This is a genomic window from Actinomadura sp. RB99 (assembly GCF_014706005.1).
In the GTDB taxonomy this organism is placed as follows: Bacteria; Actinomycetota; Actinomycetes; order Streptosporangiales; family Streptosporangiaceae; genus Spirillospora.
The window spans coordinates 49,008-62,667 of sequence record NZ_JABMCA010000009.1 but is presented as its reverse complement, the minus strand read 5'-3'; the positions used below and the strand labels follow the sequence as shown (position 1 = coordinate 62,667).

Below are 13,660 nucleotides of genomic sequence, written 5' to 3'. Positions count from 1 at the left end.
GGGCCGTTGCGGCGCGGGCGTCCGGGTGCGGTGGGTCCGTCACTTGCCCTTCGTGGGGAGGCGCAGCCGGATGACCGCTGACCGGTCGTTCGCGATGCCGCACTTGGCCTCGCCGGATGGGCAGGTGTCGACGGCGAGGTACAGGTATCCGTCCCCGGTGGAGAGCGCTTCGGCTCCGGCGGTGACCGCGGACAGGTCGCCGTTCCGGCCGACCTGGTAGACGGTCTGCTGAGCGTTGCGCAGCGAGTCGCGGAACTCGCGCTGGGACTTGGTGAGGTCGCCGCTCCACCGGAATCTCGCGGAGATCCCGGTCGTGCCGTTGCCGGGCCGGGGGTCGCCGGCACCGTAGTAGAGGCCGCCGGTGGCCCGGTCCACGGCGATGCTCGATGCGTGCTCGTCGTCGCCGTCGCGCGGGGCGTCGACATATCCGTTGATGGCCTTGCCGAACGGCTTGAACGGTGCGTCCGGAAGCTTGAGGGAGGCCGTGTCGCGGGACCCGACGACGGGATAGATCCGTTCCGTCGCGGTGGCGATTCTCAGGATTCCGCGACCGGTGTGCACGTACAGGTTCCCGCTGTTCCACGCCAGCGGCGCGTTGCCGTCCTCGGGGATGTAGGTGTCTTCGGCGGGAGCACCGGTCTTCGGATCCAGGAGATTCGGATCCTTTTTCGGGGCTTCTTGCGTGGCATTTAGGGGAGTGCCTGCGACTCTGATCGTCCGGCCCGAACGCAGGCGGTGGACGAGGAGCGAATTGCGCTGGTTCTGCCGGTCGCTGAAGAACACGGTCCCGTCATCGGCGACCGCCACCCCGTTCACCGACAGAGGCGGGACCCGCTCCGCAGGCGTTTGGTCCGTGAGGGGGCGCTCGCGCGCCGTCGCGACGACCCTGGTCGCCTGCCCGTCCCTGGTGACCCTCCACAGGCCCTCGGCGTCGAGCGCCAGATAGAGACTGCCGTCCGGCGCGGCGGCCGCCTGAACCGCCTGGCCCAACGCCTCGGCGCCGAACCGGTCCAGAGCGGGGACGCGCACCCGCGCGACGGCTCCGCCGGGATCGGCCGTCCAGAGTTCGAAGCCTTGGGAGTCCAACGTGAACAGGGCGACGTTCCCGTGCTCGTCCGCGGTCATGCTCTGCACTTCCCCGGGCACCCTTCGCTGCGGTCCGCCGCCGCTGTCGGAAGTACCGGCTCCCAGCACGAATTCGACCGATGCGCCACTGGAGGAGCCGCGGACCGCGAAACCGACGACGACGGCCGCCACGACGATGACCGGGACGAGCACCGCGAGGAACCAGCGGCGCCGCGCCAGGATGGGAATCTGAATGACCGGCCTCCCAGTCCATCGTTCGCCTTCCCGGCCGGGGGTAGCGCGGAAGTGACGAAAGCGGCGGCATCCTATCGGTCGCCGCGCCACCGGTCCCCGCACCACTGGGCGCCGCGCCTCAGCGGTAGCCTGCCAGGCCGTCCGCGAGTTCCTCTTCGTCGCCGTCGCGGAGCGCGTAGAGGGCTTGCTGCAATGCGAACGTGCCGCGGATCGCGGCGATGCGGGTACGGAGTCCGTGGTTCGACCTGCTGCCTAGAGCGAGCACCCGCTCCAGGAGCTCAGGGCCGTAGCCGGCACCGATGGCCGCGAGGTCCTCGGCCGGGTCGCCGAGTGCGACATCGTCCCAGTCGAGCACTCCGGAGAGGTGCGGCAGCCCGTGCGTCCACTCCCACAGGACGTTCTCGGGACCGAGGTCGCCGTGGACCACTGCTCGGGTGAGGTGGGGGAGGCCGTCGAGCGCTGTGAGTTCCCGATCGGCCCGTAGGCGCCCGCTGTCGGACATGAGCTGGAACAGCTCCGCGCGGACGTTCTCCGCGAACAGCCGCCACCGGCCTTCTGATGCCTGGGGTAGAACGGCCCGTACCGTCTCGTCGGTGCCCGCACGGGCCAGACCGGACAGCAGCATGGCGTACTGCGCCGCCACGGCGTCGAGCACGCGGGCATCGTTGAGGGCGTCGGCCTCCAGCGGTTCCCCGGGAATGCGGCTGAGCACCAGGAACGGCGTCTCGCTGGTGTCGTGGGCGCCGCCCCGGAGCAGCGGCTCAGGTGTGCGGAAACCGAGGTCGAGGCCCGCGAGCGCGTGCAGCGCGGCCGCCCGCTGGGGCAACCGGGCGGCCGCCGCCCGGGTGCGAGGCAGGCAGACGACGCGGTCCGAGCCGATGACCACGATGTGGAATTGCCCCTGACGTACGGCAAGGCCGTCCGGTCGGTCGTCGGGCAGCAGACGGTCCAGCAGAGCGCGATGCGTCGTAAGGATGCTCACGAGCGTGACCTCTGGGTCCTTCGATGGATCGGAGGCGATGTGCACGAAGCGCTGGTAGATGGGATGCGGACGGCCCGGCGACCGGGCCGCCGGGCCGTCCGGGGAGCTGTGTCGTGGGGTCTGGTCAGGGGGACGTGGTGCGCTTGATGCGCGCCAGAAGGGCGGCGAACTCGCCGACCGTGAGAGTGAGGTGCCCGCCGCCGGGGTCCTTCGAGTCCCGCACCCCGATGCCGACCCCCGGTGCAAGACGTCCCAGCTCAACGCACTGGTTGTCGTTCGCGCCGCCGGTGTAAGAACTCTTGCGCCACTGCACGGTCTCAGCGCTCCGTGTGTCGCTTGAGCTGGTCGATGATGTCCGTGAACTGCGTGGGGGTGAGGGTGAGGTGCCCGCCGTTGGGGTTCTTTGAGTCCCGGACCCCGATGCCGGGCGAGAGGCGTCCCAGTTCAACGCACTGTTCGTCGTTCGCGCCGCCGCTGTAGGAGCTCTTGCGCCACTGCACGGTCTCAGCGCTCCGTGTGTCGCTTGAGCTGGTCGATGATGTCCGTGAACTGCGTGGGGGTGAGGGTGAGGTGCCCGCCGTTGGGGTTCTTCGAGTCCCGGACCCCGATGCCGACCCCCGGCGCAAGACGTCCCAGCTCAACGCAGTGCTGGTCGTCCGCTCCGCCGCTGAAAGAACTCTTGCGCCATTTCACGATCATTGGTAGCTCTCCAAGTACCGCTTGATGATGTCGCGGGAGGCCTCGAGAGAGGCCGCCGCGGCGCCTATGCGATCGAACTTAACTGACAGTTCGCGGACCTCGCCAGGCGTCTCGATCAAGCGACCTCCGTTCTGCGCGCCCGAGTACGCGATGTCGCGGCTCTCTAGGCTGAGTACCTGCAGGGCACCGTCGACGCCGAGATGGGCGCCCGACTTGAACGGGATGATGCGCAGGCTGACCTGCGGTAGGTCGGTCATGCACAGCAGGTGCTCCAGTTGCTTCTTCATCACCTGACGGCTGCCTACCTCACGAGCCAACACGCTCTCGTCGAGGATGGCCCACATCTCTACATCGGTTCCCCGCGCAAAGAAGGACTTCTTGCGAGCAACTCGCTCAGCCATCTCCGCCTCGAAGTCCTTCGGTGTTCCCGATTGGACGTAGGCCCAGGTGTACTCGTCGGTCTGGAGGGCGAGCGGGATCACCTGGCCGTGGTAGGTCCTGATGATGTGGGCCTCTTCCTCGTACTTGACGAGTTGGCGGCCCCAGTCCGGGTCGTGGGCCATTCGGGCGAACCAGAGCAAAAGCTGAAATAGCCATCCGGTTCCGTAATGCTTATCGAGTGCCCGCATGTGGTCTTCCTGTGGCCGCCGTCGCCCCGCCTCGAAGTTGGATACAGTGCCGCGCTGCACGCCCATTATCTCGCCGCACTGGGTGAGTGACAGTCCCATCTTCTCTCGCCAAAACCGCAGGTAGAAGGCTAGGAAGTGCCACATGGAGAGCTTCGGGTTGAGGGGGTCGCGGACGATCGGCATCGCTCTCTCCTGTATCCGGATCGGGGGACTACAGGCACAACGTAGAACGATCGGGTGATCCTTGCCACAAGAAATCGAAAACGTTGGCGAGGGTGGGGACGATGGTGATGACGGCGGCGGGGGATTTGATCATTCCCATGCTCGCGACGCCGGCCACGGTGGGGCTGGCGCGCACTCTTGCGGATGCGTGGATGTGCAAATGGGGATATTCGCGCATTCTTGACGATGCGCTGCTGATCGTCTCCGAACTCGTCACGAACGCGGCGCGCGAGACGCCGCACAAGGAGATCCGCTTCCAGCTCAGCCGGGACGCGCAGGGGGTCGTCATCGCCGTCTGGGACTCCGGCCTCGGCGTGCCGCGCCCGAAGCCGTTCCGGAGGCTCACCCTCGAAGACCTCGACCTCTCCGCGGAGGCGTTCGACGACAACGGCGGCTGGGGCCTGCACATCGTCCAGTCCCTCTCGACCCGCTGCGGCGCGACCCAGGACCCGAACGGCGGCAAGTGGATCTGGGCCCGCCTGTCTCCGTGAATCCGCTCCGGTCGTCGGTCGGCGCCTGGGGACCCCGGTCAGCGCGGGGCGGTGTCGGTCCAGCCGGACGCCAGGTTCACCACCGAGTTGATCGGCGAGCCCGGTGCGCGTCCCGCGTTCCTGCCCGCCGGCTTGAGGACGAGCTGCTCGTAGGCCAGGGCGGTCCCGGACGCCTGGTCGATGATCAGGCGGTGCTCCAGGTCCCCGTCGGAGGTGTGCTCGTCGATCGCGACCGCCGTGCCCTGGCGCCCCTCCGCGTCCCGCACCGAGCCGATCGTCCGGACGGTCGGCAGGTCGGCGATCATCCGGAAGGCGGCCGCGCGGACCCGTGGGGTCACCGGCATGGTGAGGATGATGTCGCGGGCGACCGAGAACATCCAGGAGTCGCCGGTCTTGTTCCTGGTCAGCGGCTCGGTGTCGCGGCCGGACCTGCCGAACCGCTCGAGGAGCAGCCGCTTGAGGCGGTTCGGGTCGGCGGGCAGCGCACGCAGGTCCTTCATGGTGACGTTGCCGCCGAGCGAGAAGATCGCCCCGTCGGGCGGGAGGGCCCGGCAGGCGGTGGTCGGCGCCCCCGCCGCCAGCTTGAGCGTCATCGGCGCGAACCCCTTGCGGTCCATGGGGATCGCGAAGGTGGCGGGGGAGCCCGCGCGGCGCCAGGCCGCCTGGTCGGCGGGCCCGGCCGGGCGGGTGCCGAGATCCTGCCGGCGGCCGCAGTCGCGCCCGGTGGGGCCGCTCGGCGTCCAGCCTTCGAAGCGCCGCGCCCAGACGACGGTGTAGTCGCCGGTCGGCGCGTGCAGCCGGTAGTAGAGGCGCGAGGTGCTCGTATCGTGCCAGTACCCGCGCATCGTGTCGTCGTGCCGTTCGGCGCTCCGCGCCGCTGCGAGCAGCACCGTCCGAGCGGCCGGGGGCGGTGCGGTCGATCGGTGCGGTCCGGTCTCCGGCGACGCCCCCAGGACGGGCACCGCGACGGCCGCCGCCGCGGCGACGGCGGTGAGGCCGAAGCCGCCGGCCCACAGGCGCTTCCTGCCAGCGGCGAGGCCGCGCGGGCGCCGGGGGGCGGCCCCGCCGGCGATGTCCCGCTGCACATGGGCGAGCGCCGCGGCGGTCTCCTGTTCGGTGGGACGCGGCCGCCCGAGGGCTTCGCGCACCAGGTCGATCTCGTTCATCGGTCTGACTCCTCGGTGATGAGCGTGGGGTCCACCCCGCCCAGGGCGTCACGGAGCTTGCGGCGGGCCCGGTTCAGCCGGGAGGCCACCGTTCCGGGCTTGAGGCCGAGCGCCTCGGCGACCTCGGGATAGGTGCAGTCGCCGAGGGCGACCAGCAGCAGCACGTCGCGGTCCCCCGGCGACAGGCCGCGGAGCGCCTCGGCGAGGCTGCCCCGCACGAGACCGGCGCTGACCTGGGCCACGACCTGCTCCTCATGCCCCGTCTGGGGACCGGCGCCGGGCGTTCTGGCGAGCGTCCGCAAGTAGCGGGCCTCGCCGCGCCGGTGCGTCGCCACCAGGTTGGTGGCGATGCCGAACAGCCACGGCCGCAGGGCGCCGCGCGCCGGGTCGTACCTGTCGCGCCGCCGGTAGGCCGTCAGGAACGTCTCCGCGGCGATGTCGTCGGCGGCGTCGGGGCCGAGCCGTCCCGCGACGTACCGGTGGACGTCGGGGAAGTGGCGGTGGAAGATCTCAGCGAACTGCTCAGGCTCATGCCACGATGCCTCGATCCCCACGGCGTCGTCGCGGAGCGGGTCCGCGGCGGCGGGGGTGTGGCTCATCGTCACCTCGTCCTTCGCTGGGGCGATCGGTCACCCCTACTCCGCCGCCCGTGCGGCAACCCTTCACACGGACAGGACCCGGCGACGCGCCGCGGCTCAGCGAGAGCGCGCGGGGCTGGTCACGGCGTGGGCGAGGTGGGTCAGGGACGCGGTGATCTGGGGCGGGGTCAGGCCCTGGCGGCGTTGCTCGGTGTAGACGTCGGGGGCCAGCGGGGCGAGCAGGGCGTCGGTGAGGGCGGCCGGGTCCGGGGTTCCCGCCTCGGTCAGCAGCATCCGGACGTGGGCGCGCCAGAAGCCGTAGGCGCCGGCGGCGAAGCGTGCCGCGCCCTGCTCCGCTCCGAGGACGAGCGCGATGTGGTCTTCCAGCAGCTCGACCATGGCGGCGTAGAAGGCGGCCAGCCGGTCGCCGGGGGGCGCGCCGGGGCCGAGCGGCGGGTCGCCGCGCAGCAGGCGCTCCTGGATCGCGCGCTCGTGCTCGTCGAGGAGCGCCCGCGCGATCGAGACGGTGTCGGGGTAGCGGCGGTAGAGCGTGCCCCGCCCGACGCCCGCGGCCTTGGCGATGTCGTCCATGGTCACGGCGCGCGGGTCGCGGGAGGCGAACAGCTCGGCGGCGGCGGCCAGCACCTTGGCGCGGTTGCGGGCCGCGTCCGCGCGCTCGCGCGGCGGGTGGCCCGCGGGACGTCCGCTGAGCGGGTCGGTACGGGGCTCCATGACGGCGACTCTAGTAGCGATGTGGACAAAGTGTCCACATCGTTGCTACGGTCGAGCCGACTTCAAGCGGACATAGTGTCCAGTTATGAGGAGGCTGCTCATGGCCACGCTGCTGCACCTGGACGCCAGCGCCCGGCGCCGTTCGATCAGCCGCGAGATCGGCGACGCCTTCGCCGGGTCGTGGCGGGCCGCCCACCCCGGCGGGACGTACGTCCACCGGGACCTGGCGGCCGAGCCCGTCCCGCACATCGGCGAGGCGTGGACCGAGCTGTGCGACCACGTCCTCGCGCACGGCATCACCGACATCGACCGCTACAAGGAGGCCGCCCGCACGCCGGAGCAGGCCGAGGCGTGGGCGGTCGTCGAGCCGCTGCTGTCCGAGCTGGTGGCGGCGGACGTCATCCTGATCGCGACGCCGATGTACAACTACTCGGTCCCGTCGTCGCTGAAGGCGTGGCTCGACCAGGTGACCTTCCCGCGGATGTCACTCGCCGGACGGCGCTTCGTGGTCGCCACGGCGCGCGGCGGCGCGTACGGCCCCGGCGCGCCGAAGGCCCGCTTCGACCACCAGGAGCGCTTCCTCCGCGACTTCTTCGCCGGTCACTTCGCCGTCGAGGACGCCGTGTTCGTCGCCGCCGACCTGGCCAACTCCCGCGTCGACCCGGCCCTCGCCCACCGCCGCGCGGAGCACGACGAGCTGTACGCCGCCGCGCTCCGCACGGCCCGCGACCTGGGCAAGGAGTACTGATGAACTGGCTCGTCCTCGGGCTGGCGGGGCTGGTCGAGATCGCCTGGGCGCAGAGCATCAAGCCGACGCAGAGCTTCACCAGGCCGCTGCCGACCCTGGTCTGCCTGGTCCTCATGGTGGCCGCGGTCTGGCTGCTGGCCCAGGCGATGCGCACGCTCCCGGTCGGCACCGCGTACGCGGTCTTCACGGGCATCGGCGCGGTCGGCGCGATCGCGCTGGGCGTCGTCGTCCACAAGGACCCGCTGACGGCCGGGCGCATGACCGCGCTCGCCCTCATCGTCGCCGGCCTGGTCCTCGCCCGCGCCACCGGCTCCGAGTGACGCGCTCAGCGGGCGGCGAGGGCGGCCGGCGCCCTCGGTCAGGTCGCGGCCATCGTGGCGAGCAGGGCCAGGGACTGCTCGTCCGGTGAGCCGGGCCGGGCATGGTGGACGGTGAGCACTTGGCCGTCCTCCAGCGGCATCGCGTGGAAGCGGAGGCTGATCACACCCAGCTCCGGGTGCCGGAAGCTCTTCGCGCCCGCCGTGGTGGTGTGGACGTCGTGGCGGGCCCACAGTTCCCGGAACTCCTGGCTGCGCAGCGAGAGTTCGCCGATGAGCTCCGTCAGCTCGGGGTCGTCCCGCTCGGTTCCGATCCGGGCCCGGAAGTTGGCGACCGCGTCGGACGCCGCCGCGTTCCAGTCCACATGCGTCTCCCGCGTCCCGGGGTCCAGGAACACCGCGCGCAGCAGGTTGGTCCCGGGCACGTAGCAGGAGGCCAGCTCGCACGCCAGGGCGTTCGATCCGACGACGTTCATCCGGCGGCTGGTCACCGTGGCCGGTGTGGTCGTCCAGGCGTCCAGCAGTTCCTGCACCGTGTCCGACACCCGCTCCCGGGTGCGCGTGGCGGTCGGTGCCGGGCGGGCCAGAGCGTACAGGTGCTCCGTCAGTTCCTCGTCCAGCCGCAGCGCCCGGGCCAGCGACTCCAGGACGCTCTCCGAGGGGCGGTGGCCACGTCCCTGCTCCAAGCGCACGTAGTAGTCCGCGCTCACTCCCGCCAGGAAGGCCAGTTCCTCGCGTCGCAGCCCCGTCACGCGGCGACGGGCGTCGCCGGCGTCGTCGAGGCCCACGTCCTTGGGCCGGACCAGGGCTCGGCGAGCCCGGAGGAATTCTGCGAGAGCGGCGTCGTCCATCGCTTCAGGCTACGTCGGGCCGTCCCGTACGAGGGTGGCCCTGCGATTCCCAGTCATCGGCCACCGATGGTGGAACGGCGCGGTCCGCCCGCAGCATGGGGGCGTCGTGAACGAGAGGAGATCCACCATGCGAACGGTCAACGGCTGGGCCGCCCAGGCACCCGGCTCGGCGTTGGCGCCCTGGCGCTTCGAGCGCCGTGAGCTGCGACCCACCGACGTCGCGCTGCGAGTGACGCACGCCGGGGTGTGCTTCACCGACCTGGAGCACGTGCGGCCCCGGCCGGGCCACGAGCGGCCGGACATCTTTCCGCTGGTGCCGGGCCACGAGATCGTGGGCGAGGTGGTGGCCGTCGGCGGCGCGGTCACCCGCTTCCGGGTCGGCGACCCGGTCTGCGTGGGGAACATCGTCGACTCGTGCGGGGTGTGCGAGGCATGCCGCAGCGGTGATCAGGAGTTCTGCGCGGAGTTCCCGACACTGACCTACGGGGGGCGCGACCGGCGCGACGGGTCCCTGACCCAGGGCGGATTCAGTGACGAGTACGTGGCCGACCAGGCGTTCGTGTACCGCCGCCCCGAGGGGCTCGACCCGGCCGGGACCGCGCCGCTGATGTGCGCGGGGATCACCACCTGGGTGCCGCTCAGGCGCTGGGAGGCCGGCCCGGGGCGGACGGTCGGCATCATCGGCCTCGGCGGGCTCGGGCACGTGGCGGTGAAGCTGGCCAAGGCGCTCGGCGCCGAGGTCGTGGGCTTCACCACCTCACCCGGCAAGGCGAAGGACATGCTGGAACTCGGTGCCGACGACGTGGTGGTGTCGACCGACGCCGAGGCCATGGCCCGGCAGCGCGGGCGGTTCGACTTCATCCTCGACACCGTCCCCTTTGCGCACGACCTCTCGCCCTACCTGACGGCGCTCCGCTTCGACCGGACCCTGTGCACGCTCGGCATCGTGCCGGAGCTGTCCTTCACACCTCAGGCCCTCCGGTTCGGGCGGAAACGGCTGGCGGGCGCGGGCAGCGGCGGCATCACCGACACCCGGGAGATGCTCGACTTCTGCGCCGCCCACGACCTGACCGCGACCGTGGAGGTACTGCCCGTCGCCGAGGTCGACACGGCACTGGACCGGCTGGCCGCGGGCGACGTCAGGTACCGGTTCGTCCTCGACCTCACGGCCTGACGACCCGAGCCGTGAGGAGAATGCGGCCGATCTTGGGCTTCATCGGGTGTTGCTGAGGGTACTGATGAGGCCAAGGAGGGTGGAGTGGGTTTCGGGGTCCGCGGCGGCGATGAGGCCGCCGGAGCCGGTGTGCGGCGGCCCGCCGTCGAGGCCGGTCACGACGCACCCGGCGGCCTGGCAGAGCGCGATGCCGGCGGCGAAGTGCACGCTGTCGCGCAGGTGCCCGTCGGTCACGTAGGCGGCGCGGCGCCCGGCCGCCACCCACGCCACGGCCAGGGTCGTGGAGACCACGCGGGGACGGAACCGGCCCGCGAAGCCCGCGTCGGCGAGGAGATCGGCGGCGCGGAACGCCGGGGCGTTGGGGAACGGCGGGTCGAGGTTGACGTCCACGAGGTTCGAGGCGGGCGAGGGGACCAGCGGCGCGTCGGTGCCGCCAGTGCCACCGGTACCGCCCGCGCGGAGGCGGGCGCGCGTGCCGTCCGTCCAGAAGACCTCGTCGTTGAACGGGTCGGCGGACGCCGCCGCGATCGTCTCGGAGCCCGCGCGGAGGGCGACGTTCACCGCCACCAGCATGCTGCGGACGGCGTAGTTCAGCGTCCCGCAGAGCGGATCGACCAGCCAGCGGCGGCCCGCGTCGGCCGGGCCGGTGCGGCCGCTCTCCTCGCCGGTCACGGCGTCGTCCGGGCGGGCGGCGCGGAGGACGTCCATGATCGCCTTCTCCGCCGCGAGGTCGGCGGACGTGGCGAAGTCGCCGCCGGGCTTGCCGAAGCGGTCGAGGGACGTGCCGTACATCTCCCGGACGACCGAGGCGCCCGCCAGCGCCGCGCGCACCGCCACCTGCGCGTCCTCTTCCATGGGGTCGTCCATAGCGTCGTCCACGGAGTTTTCTGCGGGGTTCTGCACGGGGCCGCAGCCTAGTCCTGCAAGGCGGATCCGCATCCTGGACCTGACCTGGTCAAGAACTGGGTTTCTACAAACACTTGACTCATTCAAGAAAACGAGGCAGCCTGTCGGACGTGGCCACGACCGTGGAGATCCGGCAGATGCTGCGCGGGGCCGCTCTCCGCGTGACCCGTCCGCGGGTCGCGGTGCTGAGCGCGGTGCACGCGCATCCGCACGCCGACACCGAATCGATCATCAGCGCCGTGCGCGGGGACGTCCCGAAGGTCTCCCACCAGGCGGTCTACGACTCGCTGCGCGCGCTGACGGACGCGGGCCTGGTCCGGCGGATCCAGCCGGCCGGCTCCGTCGCGCGCTACGAGGCGCGCGTCGGCGACAACCACCACCACATCGTGTGCCGGTCCTGCGGGACGATCGCCGACGCCGACTGCGCGACCGGCGAGGCGCCCTGCATGACCGCGTCCGACGACAGCGGATTCTCGATCGACGAGGCCGAGGTCACCTACTGGGGCCTGTGCCCCGACTGCTCCACCGCTCACCGTTCCTCATCCGCCAACCTCGCGTAGCCCTGGAGGGAACCCCATGTCCGAGAACAACGAAGCCGCCGCGGGCCAGTGCCCTGTCGCGCACCAGCGCGCCCCGCACCCGACGCAGGGCGGCGGCAACCGCGGCTGGTGGCCCGACCGGCTCAACCTGAAGCTCCTCGCCAAGAACCCGCCGGTGACGAACCCGCTGGGGGAGGACTTCGACTACGCGGAGGCGTTCAACAGCCTCGACCTCGCGGCCGTGAAGCAGGACATCGCGACCGTGCTCACGGACTCGCAGGACTGGTGGCCCGCCGACTTCGGCAACTACGGGCCGCTGATCATCCGCATGGCGTGGCACAGCGCGGGCACCTACCGCGTCAGCGACGGCCGGGGCGGCGCCGGCGCGGGCCAGCAGCGCTTCGCGCCCCTCAACAGCTGGCCGGACAACGCGAGCCTCGACAAGGCCCGCCGCGTGCTCTGGCCGGTGAAGAAGAAGTACGGCCGCAAGATCTCGTGGGCCGACCTGATGATCCTCGCCGGCAACGTCGCGCTGGAGACGATGGGCCTGAAGACCTTCGGCTTCGCCGGCGGCCGCGAGGACGCCTGGGAGGCGGAGGAGGACGTCTTCTGGGGCCCCGAGACCGCGTGGCTGGACGACGAGCGCTACAGCGGCGACCGTGAGCTGGAGAAGCCCCTCGCGGCGGTGCAGATGGGCCTCATCTACGTCAACCCGGAGGGCCCGAACGGCAACCCGGACCCGCTCGCCGCGGCGCGCGACATCCGCGAGACCTTCGCCCGCATGGCGATGAACGACGAGGAGACCGTCGCGCTGATCGCCGGCGGCCACACCTTCGGCAAGACGCACGGCGCGGGCCCGGGGGACACCATCGGCGCCGAGCCGGAGGGCGCCCCGCTGGAGGACCAGGGCCTCGGCTGGAAGAACAGCCACGGCACCGGCAAGGGCCGCGACTCCCACACCAGCGGCCTCGAGGTCACCTGGACCAGCACCCCGACCAAGTGGGACAACAGCTTCTTCGAGATCCTCTTCGGGTACGAGTGGGAGCTGGACAAGAGCCCGTCCGGGGCGAACCAGTGGCGGCCGAAGAACGGCGCCGGGGCGAACACGGTGCCCGACCCCGAGGACGGCACCCTCAACCGCGCGCCCGGGATGCTGACGACGGACCTGTCGCTGCGCTTCGACCCGATCTACGAGCCGATCGCGCGGCGGTTCAAGGACAACCCCGAGGAGTTCGCGGACGCGTTCGCGCGCGCCTGGTTCAAGCTGACCCACCGCGACATGGGGCCGATCCAGCGCTACCTCGGCCCGGAGGTGCCGAGCGAGACGCTGGTCTGGCAGGACCCGGTCCCGGCGGTCGACCACGAGCTCGTCGACGCGCAGGACATCGCCGCGCTCAAGGCCCGGCTGCTGGACTCCGGCCTGTCGGTGTCCCAGCTCGCCGCCACCGCGTGGGCGTCGGCCGCCTCGTTCCGCGGCACCGACAAGCGCGGCGGCGCCAACGGCGCGCGCATCCGGCTGGAGCCGCAGCGGAGCTGGGAGGTCAACAACCCGGCCGAGCTCGCGACCGTGCTGCGCACGCTGGAGCAGGTCCAGGAGGCGTTCAACGCCGAGCAGACCGGCGGCAAGAAGATCTCCCTGGCCGACCTGATCGTGCTCGGCGGCTGCGCCGCCGTCGAGAAGGCGGCCAAGGACGCCGGCCACGACATCGAGGTGCCGTTCACGCCGGGACGCACCGACGCGTCGCAGGAGCAGACCGACGTCGAGTCGTTCGAGGTGATGGAGCCGACGCACGACGGGTTCCGCAACTACCTCGCGAAGGGCAACGTCCTGCCGGGCGAGTTCCTCCTCATCGACCGGGCGAACCTGCTCACCCTGAGCGCCCCGGAGATGACGGTGCTCCTCGGCGGCCTGCGGGTCCTCGGCGTGAACCACGGGCAGTCCGACCTGGGCGTCCTCACCGACCGGCCCGGTCAGCTCACGAACGACTTCTTCGTGAACCTGCTCGACATGGGCACGGTGTGGAAGGCGGCGAACGAGGAGTCCGAGATCTACGAGGGCCGGGACGCCTCGGGCCAGGTCAAGTGGACCGGCAGCCGGGCCGACCTGGTGTTCGGCGCGAACTCCGAGCTCCGCGCGGTCGCCGAGGTCTACGCCTCCGACGACGCCAAGGAGAAGTTCGTCGAGGACTTCGTCGCGGCGTGGGACAAGGTGATGAACCTCGACCGGTACGACCTGAAGCGGGCCTGACACGACGGCGGCCGGGCCCGGTCCTCGCGGACCGGGCCCGGCCGTCGCGTGCCGGTGG

General features: G+C 71.4%; 17 protein-coding genes. 6 read left to right on the top strand and 11 right to left on the bottom strand.

Going from position 1 to position 13,660, the window contains the following annotated elements:
* Positions 1 to 39: 39 nt before the first annotated feature.
* From amrb99_RS11220 to amrb99_RS11195, 6 genes are all read right to left on the bottom strand, one after another.
* Positions 40 to 1,410, bottom strand: coding sequence for a hypothetical protein (locus tag amrb99_RS11220; protein ID WP_190855647.1), 1,371 nt, complete (start codon positions 1,408 to 1,410; stop codon positions 40 to 42).
* Positions 1,411 to 1,438: 28 nt separating this feature from the next.
* A complete protein-coding gene (vph, locus tag amrb99_RS11215) occupies positions 1,439 to 2,347 on the bottom strand; it encodes a viomycin phosphotransferase (RefSeq protein WP_347256632.1) in 909 nt (302 codons plus the stop codon).
* 79 nt (positions 2,348 to 2,426) lie between these two features.
* Entirely contained in the window at positions 2,427 to 2,615 is a 189-nt protein-coding gene (locus amrb99_RS50940; protein ID WP_190855644.1) for a DUF397 domain-containing protein, read from the bottom strand.
* Positions 2,616 to 2,619: 4 nt separating this feature from the next.
* Positions 2,620 to 2,802 (bottom strand): DUF397 domain-containing protein, encoded by a 183-nt coding sequence (locus amrb99_RS50055; RefSeq protein WP_190855641.1) that lies wholly within the window; start codon positions 2,800 to 2,802, stop codon positions 2,620 to 2,622.
* A gap of 4 nt (positions 2,803 to 2,806) precedes the next feature.
* On the bottom strand, positions 2,807 to 3,001 hold the full coding sequence (locus amrb99_RS11200) for a DUF397 domain-containing protein (protein WP_190855639.1): 195 nt from the start codon (positions 2,999 to 3,001) through the stop codon (positions 2,807 to 2,809).
* On the bottom strand, positions 2,998 to 3,813 hold the full coding sequence (locus amrb99_RS11195; protein ID WP_190855636.1) for a helix-turn-helix transcriptional regulator: 816 nt from the start codon (positions 3,811 to 3,813) through the stop codon (positions 2,998 to 3,000). Before amrb99_RS11195 ends, amrb99_RS11200 begins: the two co-directional genes overlap by 4 nt.
* Before the next feature lie 101 nt (positions 3,814 to 3,914).
* Here amrb99_RS11195 and amrb99_RS11190 point away from each other — a divergent pair, with 101 nt between their 5' ends.
* Positions 3,915 to 4,343 carry an ATP-binding protein gene (locus tag amrb99_RS11190; protein ID WP_190855633.1) on the top strand — a complete coding sequence of 143 codons (429 nt, stop codon included), beginning with the start codon at positions 3,915 to 3,917 and terminating at the stop codon, positions 4,341 to 4,343.
* A gap of 38 nt (positions 4,344 to 4,381) precedes the next feature.
* On the opposite strand, the gene amrb99_RS11185 is transcribed toward amrb99_RS11190, so the two are convergent.
* From amrb99_RS11185 to amrb99_RS11175, 3 genes are all read right to left on the bottom strand, one after another.
* Positions 4,382 to 5,509: a CU044_5270 family protein gene (locus tag amrb99_RS11185; RefSeq protein WP_190855631.1), complete on the bottom strand. Its 1,128-nt coding sequence runs from the start codon at positions 5,507 to 5,509 to the stop codon at positions 4,382 to 4,384.
* Positions 5,506 to 6,108, bottom strand: coding sequence for an RNA polymerase sigma factor (locus amrb99_RS11180; protein ID WP_190855629.1), 603 nt, complete (start codon positions 6,106 to 6,108; stop codon positions 5,506 to 5,508). Before amrb99_RS11180 ends, amrb99_RS11185 begins: the two co-directional genes overlap by 4 nt.
* A gap of 96 nt (positions 6,109 to 6,204) precedes the next feature.
* Positions 6,205 to 6,819: a TetR/AcrR family transcriptional regulator gene (locus tag amrb99_RS11175; protein WP_190855627.1), complete on the bottom strand. Its 615-nt coding sequence runs from the start codon at positions 6,817 to 6,819 to the stop codon at positions 6,205 to 6,207.
* 85 nt (positions 6,820 to 6,904) lie between these two features.
* Between amrb99_RS11175 and amrb99_RS11170 the strand changes: the two genes are divergently transcribed.
* Complete coding sequence (locus tag amrb99_RS11170; RefSeq protein WP_241755458.1) at positions 6,905 to 7,567, top strand: NAD(P)H-dependent oxidoreductase; 663 nt, start codon at positions 6,905 to 6,907, stop codon at positions 7,565 to 7,567.
* A complete protein-coding gene (locus amrb99_RS11165) occupies positions 7,567 to 7,887 on the top strand; it encodes a multidrug efflux SMR transporter (RefSeq protein ID WP_190855625.1) in 321 nt (106 codons plus the stop codon). Before amrb99_RS11170 ends, amrb99_RS11165 begins: the two co-directional genes overlap by 1 nt.
* A 38-nt stretch (positions 7,888 to 7,925) precedes the next feature.
* On the opposite strand, the gene amrb99_RS11160 is transcribed toward amrb99_RS11165, so the two are convergent.
* The gene (locus tag amrb99_RS11160) at positions 7,926 to 8,735 is read right to left on the bottom strand and encodes a helix-turn-helix transcriptional regulator (RefSeq protein ID WP_190855623.1); all 810 of its coding nucleotides are present in this window, start codon (positions 8,733 to 8,735) and stop codon (positions 7,926 to 7,928) included.
* A 127-nt stretch (positions 8,736 to 8,862) separates the two neighbouring features.
* Here amrb99_RS11160 and amrb99_RS11155 point away from each other — a divergent pair, with 127 nt between their 5' ends.
* Complete coding sequence (locus amrb99_RS11155) at positions 8,863 to 9,909, top strand: NAD(P)-dependent alcohol dehydrogenase (protein ID WP_190855621.1); 1,047 nt, start codon at positions 8,863 to 8,865, stop codon at positions 9,907 to 9,909.
* Between the two features lie 39 nt (positions 9,910 to 9,948).
* Here the strand turns inward: amrb99_RS11155 and amrb99_RS11150 are convergent, their stop codons facing one another.
* The gene (locus tag amrb99_RS11150) at positions 9,949 to 10,776 is read right to left on the bottom strand and encodes an inositol monophosphatase family protein (RefSeq protein ID WP_241755457.1); all 828 of its coding nucleotides are present in this window, start codon (positions 10,774 to 10,776) and stop codon (positions 9,949 to 9,951) included.
* 176 nt (positions 10,777 to 10,952) lie between these two features.
* On the opposite strand from amrb99_RS11150, the gene amrb99_RS11145 reads away from it, so the two are divergent.
* Positions 10,953 to 11,375, top strand: a complete 423-nt coding sequence (locus tag amrb99_RS11145) for a Fur family transcriptional regulator (protein WP_190855924.1) — start codon at positions 10,953 to 10,955, stop codon at positions 11,373 to 11,375.
* 16 nt (positions 11,376 to 11,391) lie between these two features.
* Positions 11,392 to 13,602, top strand: a complete 2,211-nt coding sequence (katG, locus tag amrb99_RS11140) for a catalase/peroxidase HPI (protein WP_190855619.1) — start codon at positions 11,392 to 11,394, stop codon at positions 13,600 to 13,602.
* Positions 13,603 to 13,660 lie beyond the last annotated feature (58 nt).

Bases quoted from the DNA above. Each gene is read 5' to 3' on its own strand.
- amrb99_RS11195 (WP_190855636.1), bottom strand. From the start codon at position 3,813: ATGCCGATCGTCCGCGACCCCCTCAACCCGAAGCTCTCCATGTGGCAC.
- amrb99_RS11180 (WP_190855629.1), bottom strand. From the start codon at position 6,108: ATGAGCCACACCCCCGCCGCCGCGGACCCGCTCCGCGACGACGCCGTG.
- katG (WP_190855619.1), top strand. From the start codon at position 11,392: ATGTCCGAGAACAACGAAGCCGCCGCGGGCCAGTGCCCTGTCGCGCAC.
- amrb99_RS11185 (WP_190855631.1), bottom strand. From the start codon at position 5,509: ATGAACGAGATCGACCTGGTGCGCGAAGCCCTCGGGCGGCCGCGTCCC.
- amrb99_RS11145 (WP_190855924.1), top strand. From the start codon at position 10,953: ATGCTGCGCGGGGCCGCTCTCCGCGTGACCCGTCCGCGGGTCGCGGTG.
- amrb99_RS11150 (WP_241755457.1), bottom strand. From the start codon at position 10,776: ATGGACGACCCCATGGAAGAGGACGCGCAGGTGGCGGTGCGCGCGGCG.
- amrb99_RS11190 (WP_190855633.1), top strand. From the start codon at position 3,915: ATGGTGATGACGGCGGCGGGGGATTTGATCATTCCCATGCTCGCGACG.
- amrb99_RS11160 (WP_190855623.1), bottom strand. From the start codon at position 8,735: ATGGACGACGCCGCTCTCGCAGAATTCCTCCGGGCTCGCCGAGCCCTG.
- amrb99_RS11165 (WP_190855625.1), top strand. From the start codon at position 7,567: ATGAACTGGCTCGTCCTCGGGCTGGCGGGGCTGGTCGAGATCGCCTGG.
- amrb99_RS11155 (WP_190855621.1), top strand. From the start codon at position 8,863: ATGCGAACGGTCAACGGCTGGGCCGCCCAGGCACCCGGCTCGGCGTTG.
- amrb99_RS11175 (WP_190855627.1), bottom strand. From the start codon at position 6,819: ATGGAGCCCCGTACCGACCCGCTCAGCGGACGTCCCGCGGGCCACCCG.
- amrb99_RS11170 (WP_241755458.1), top strand. From the start codon at position 6,905: ATGAGGAGGCTGCTCATGGCCACGCTGCTGCACCTGGACGCCAGCGCC.
- amrb99_RS11200 (WP_190855639.1), bottom strand. From the start codon at position 3,001: ATGATCGTGAAATGGCGCAAGAGTTCTTTCAGCGGCGGAGCGGACGAC.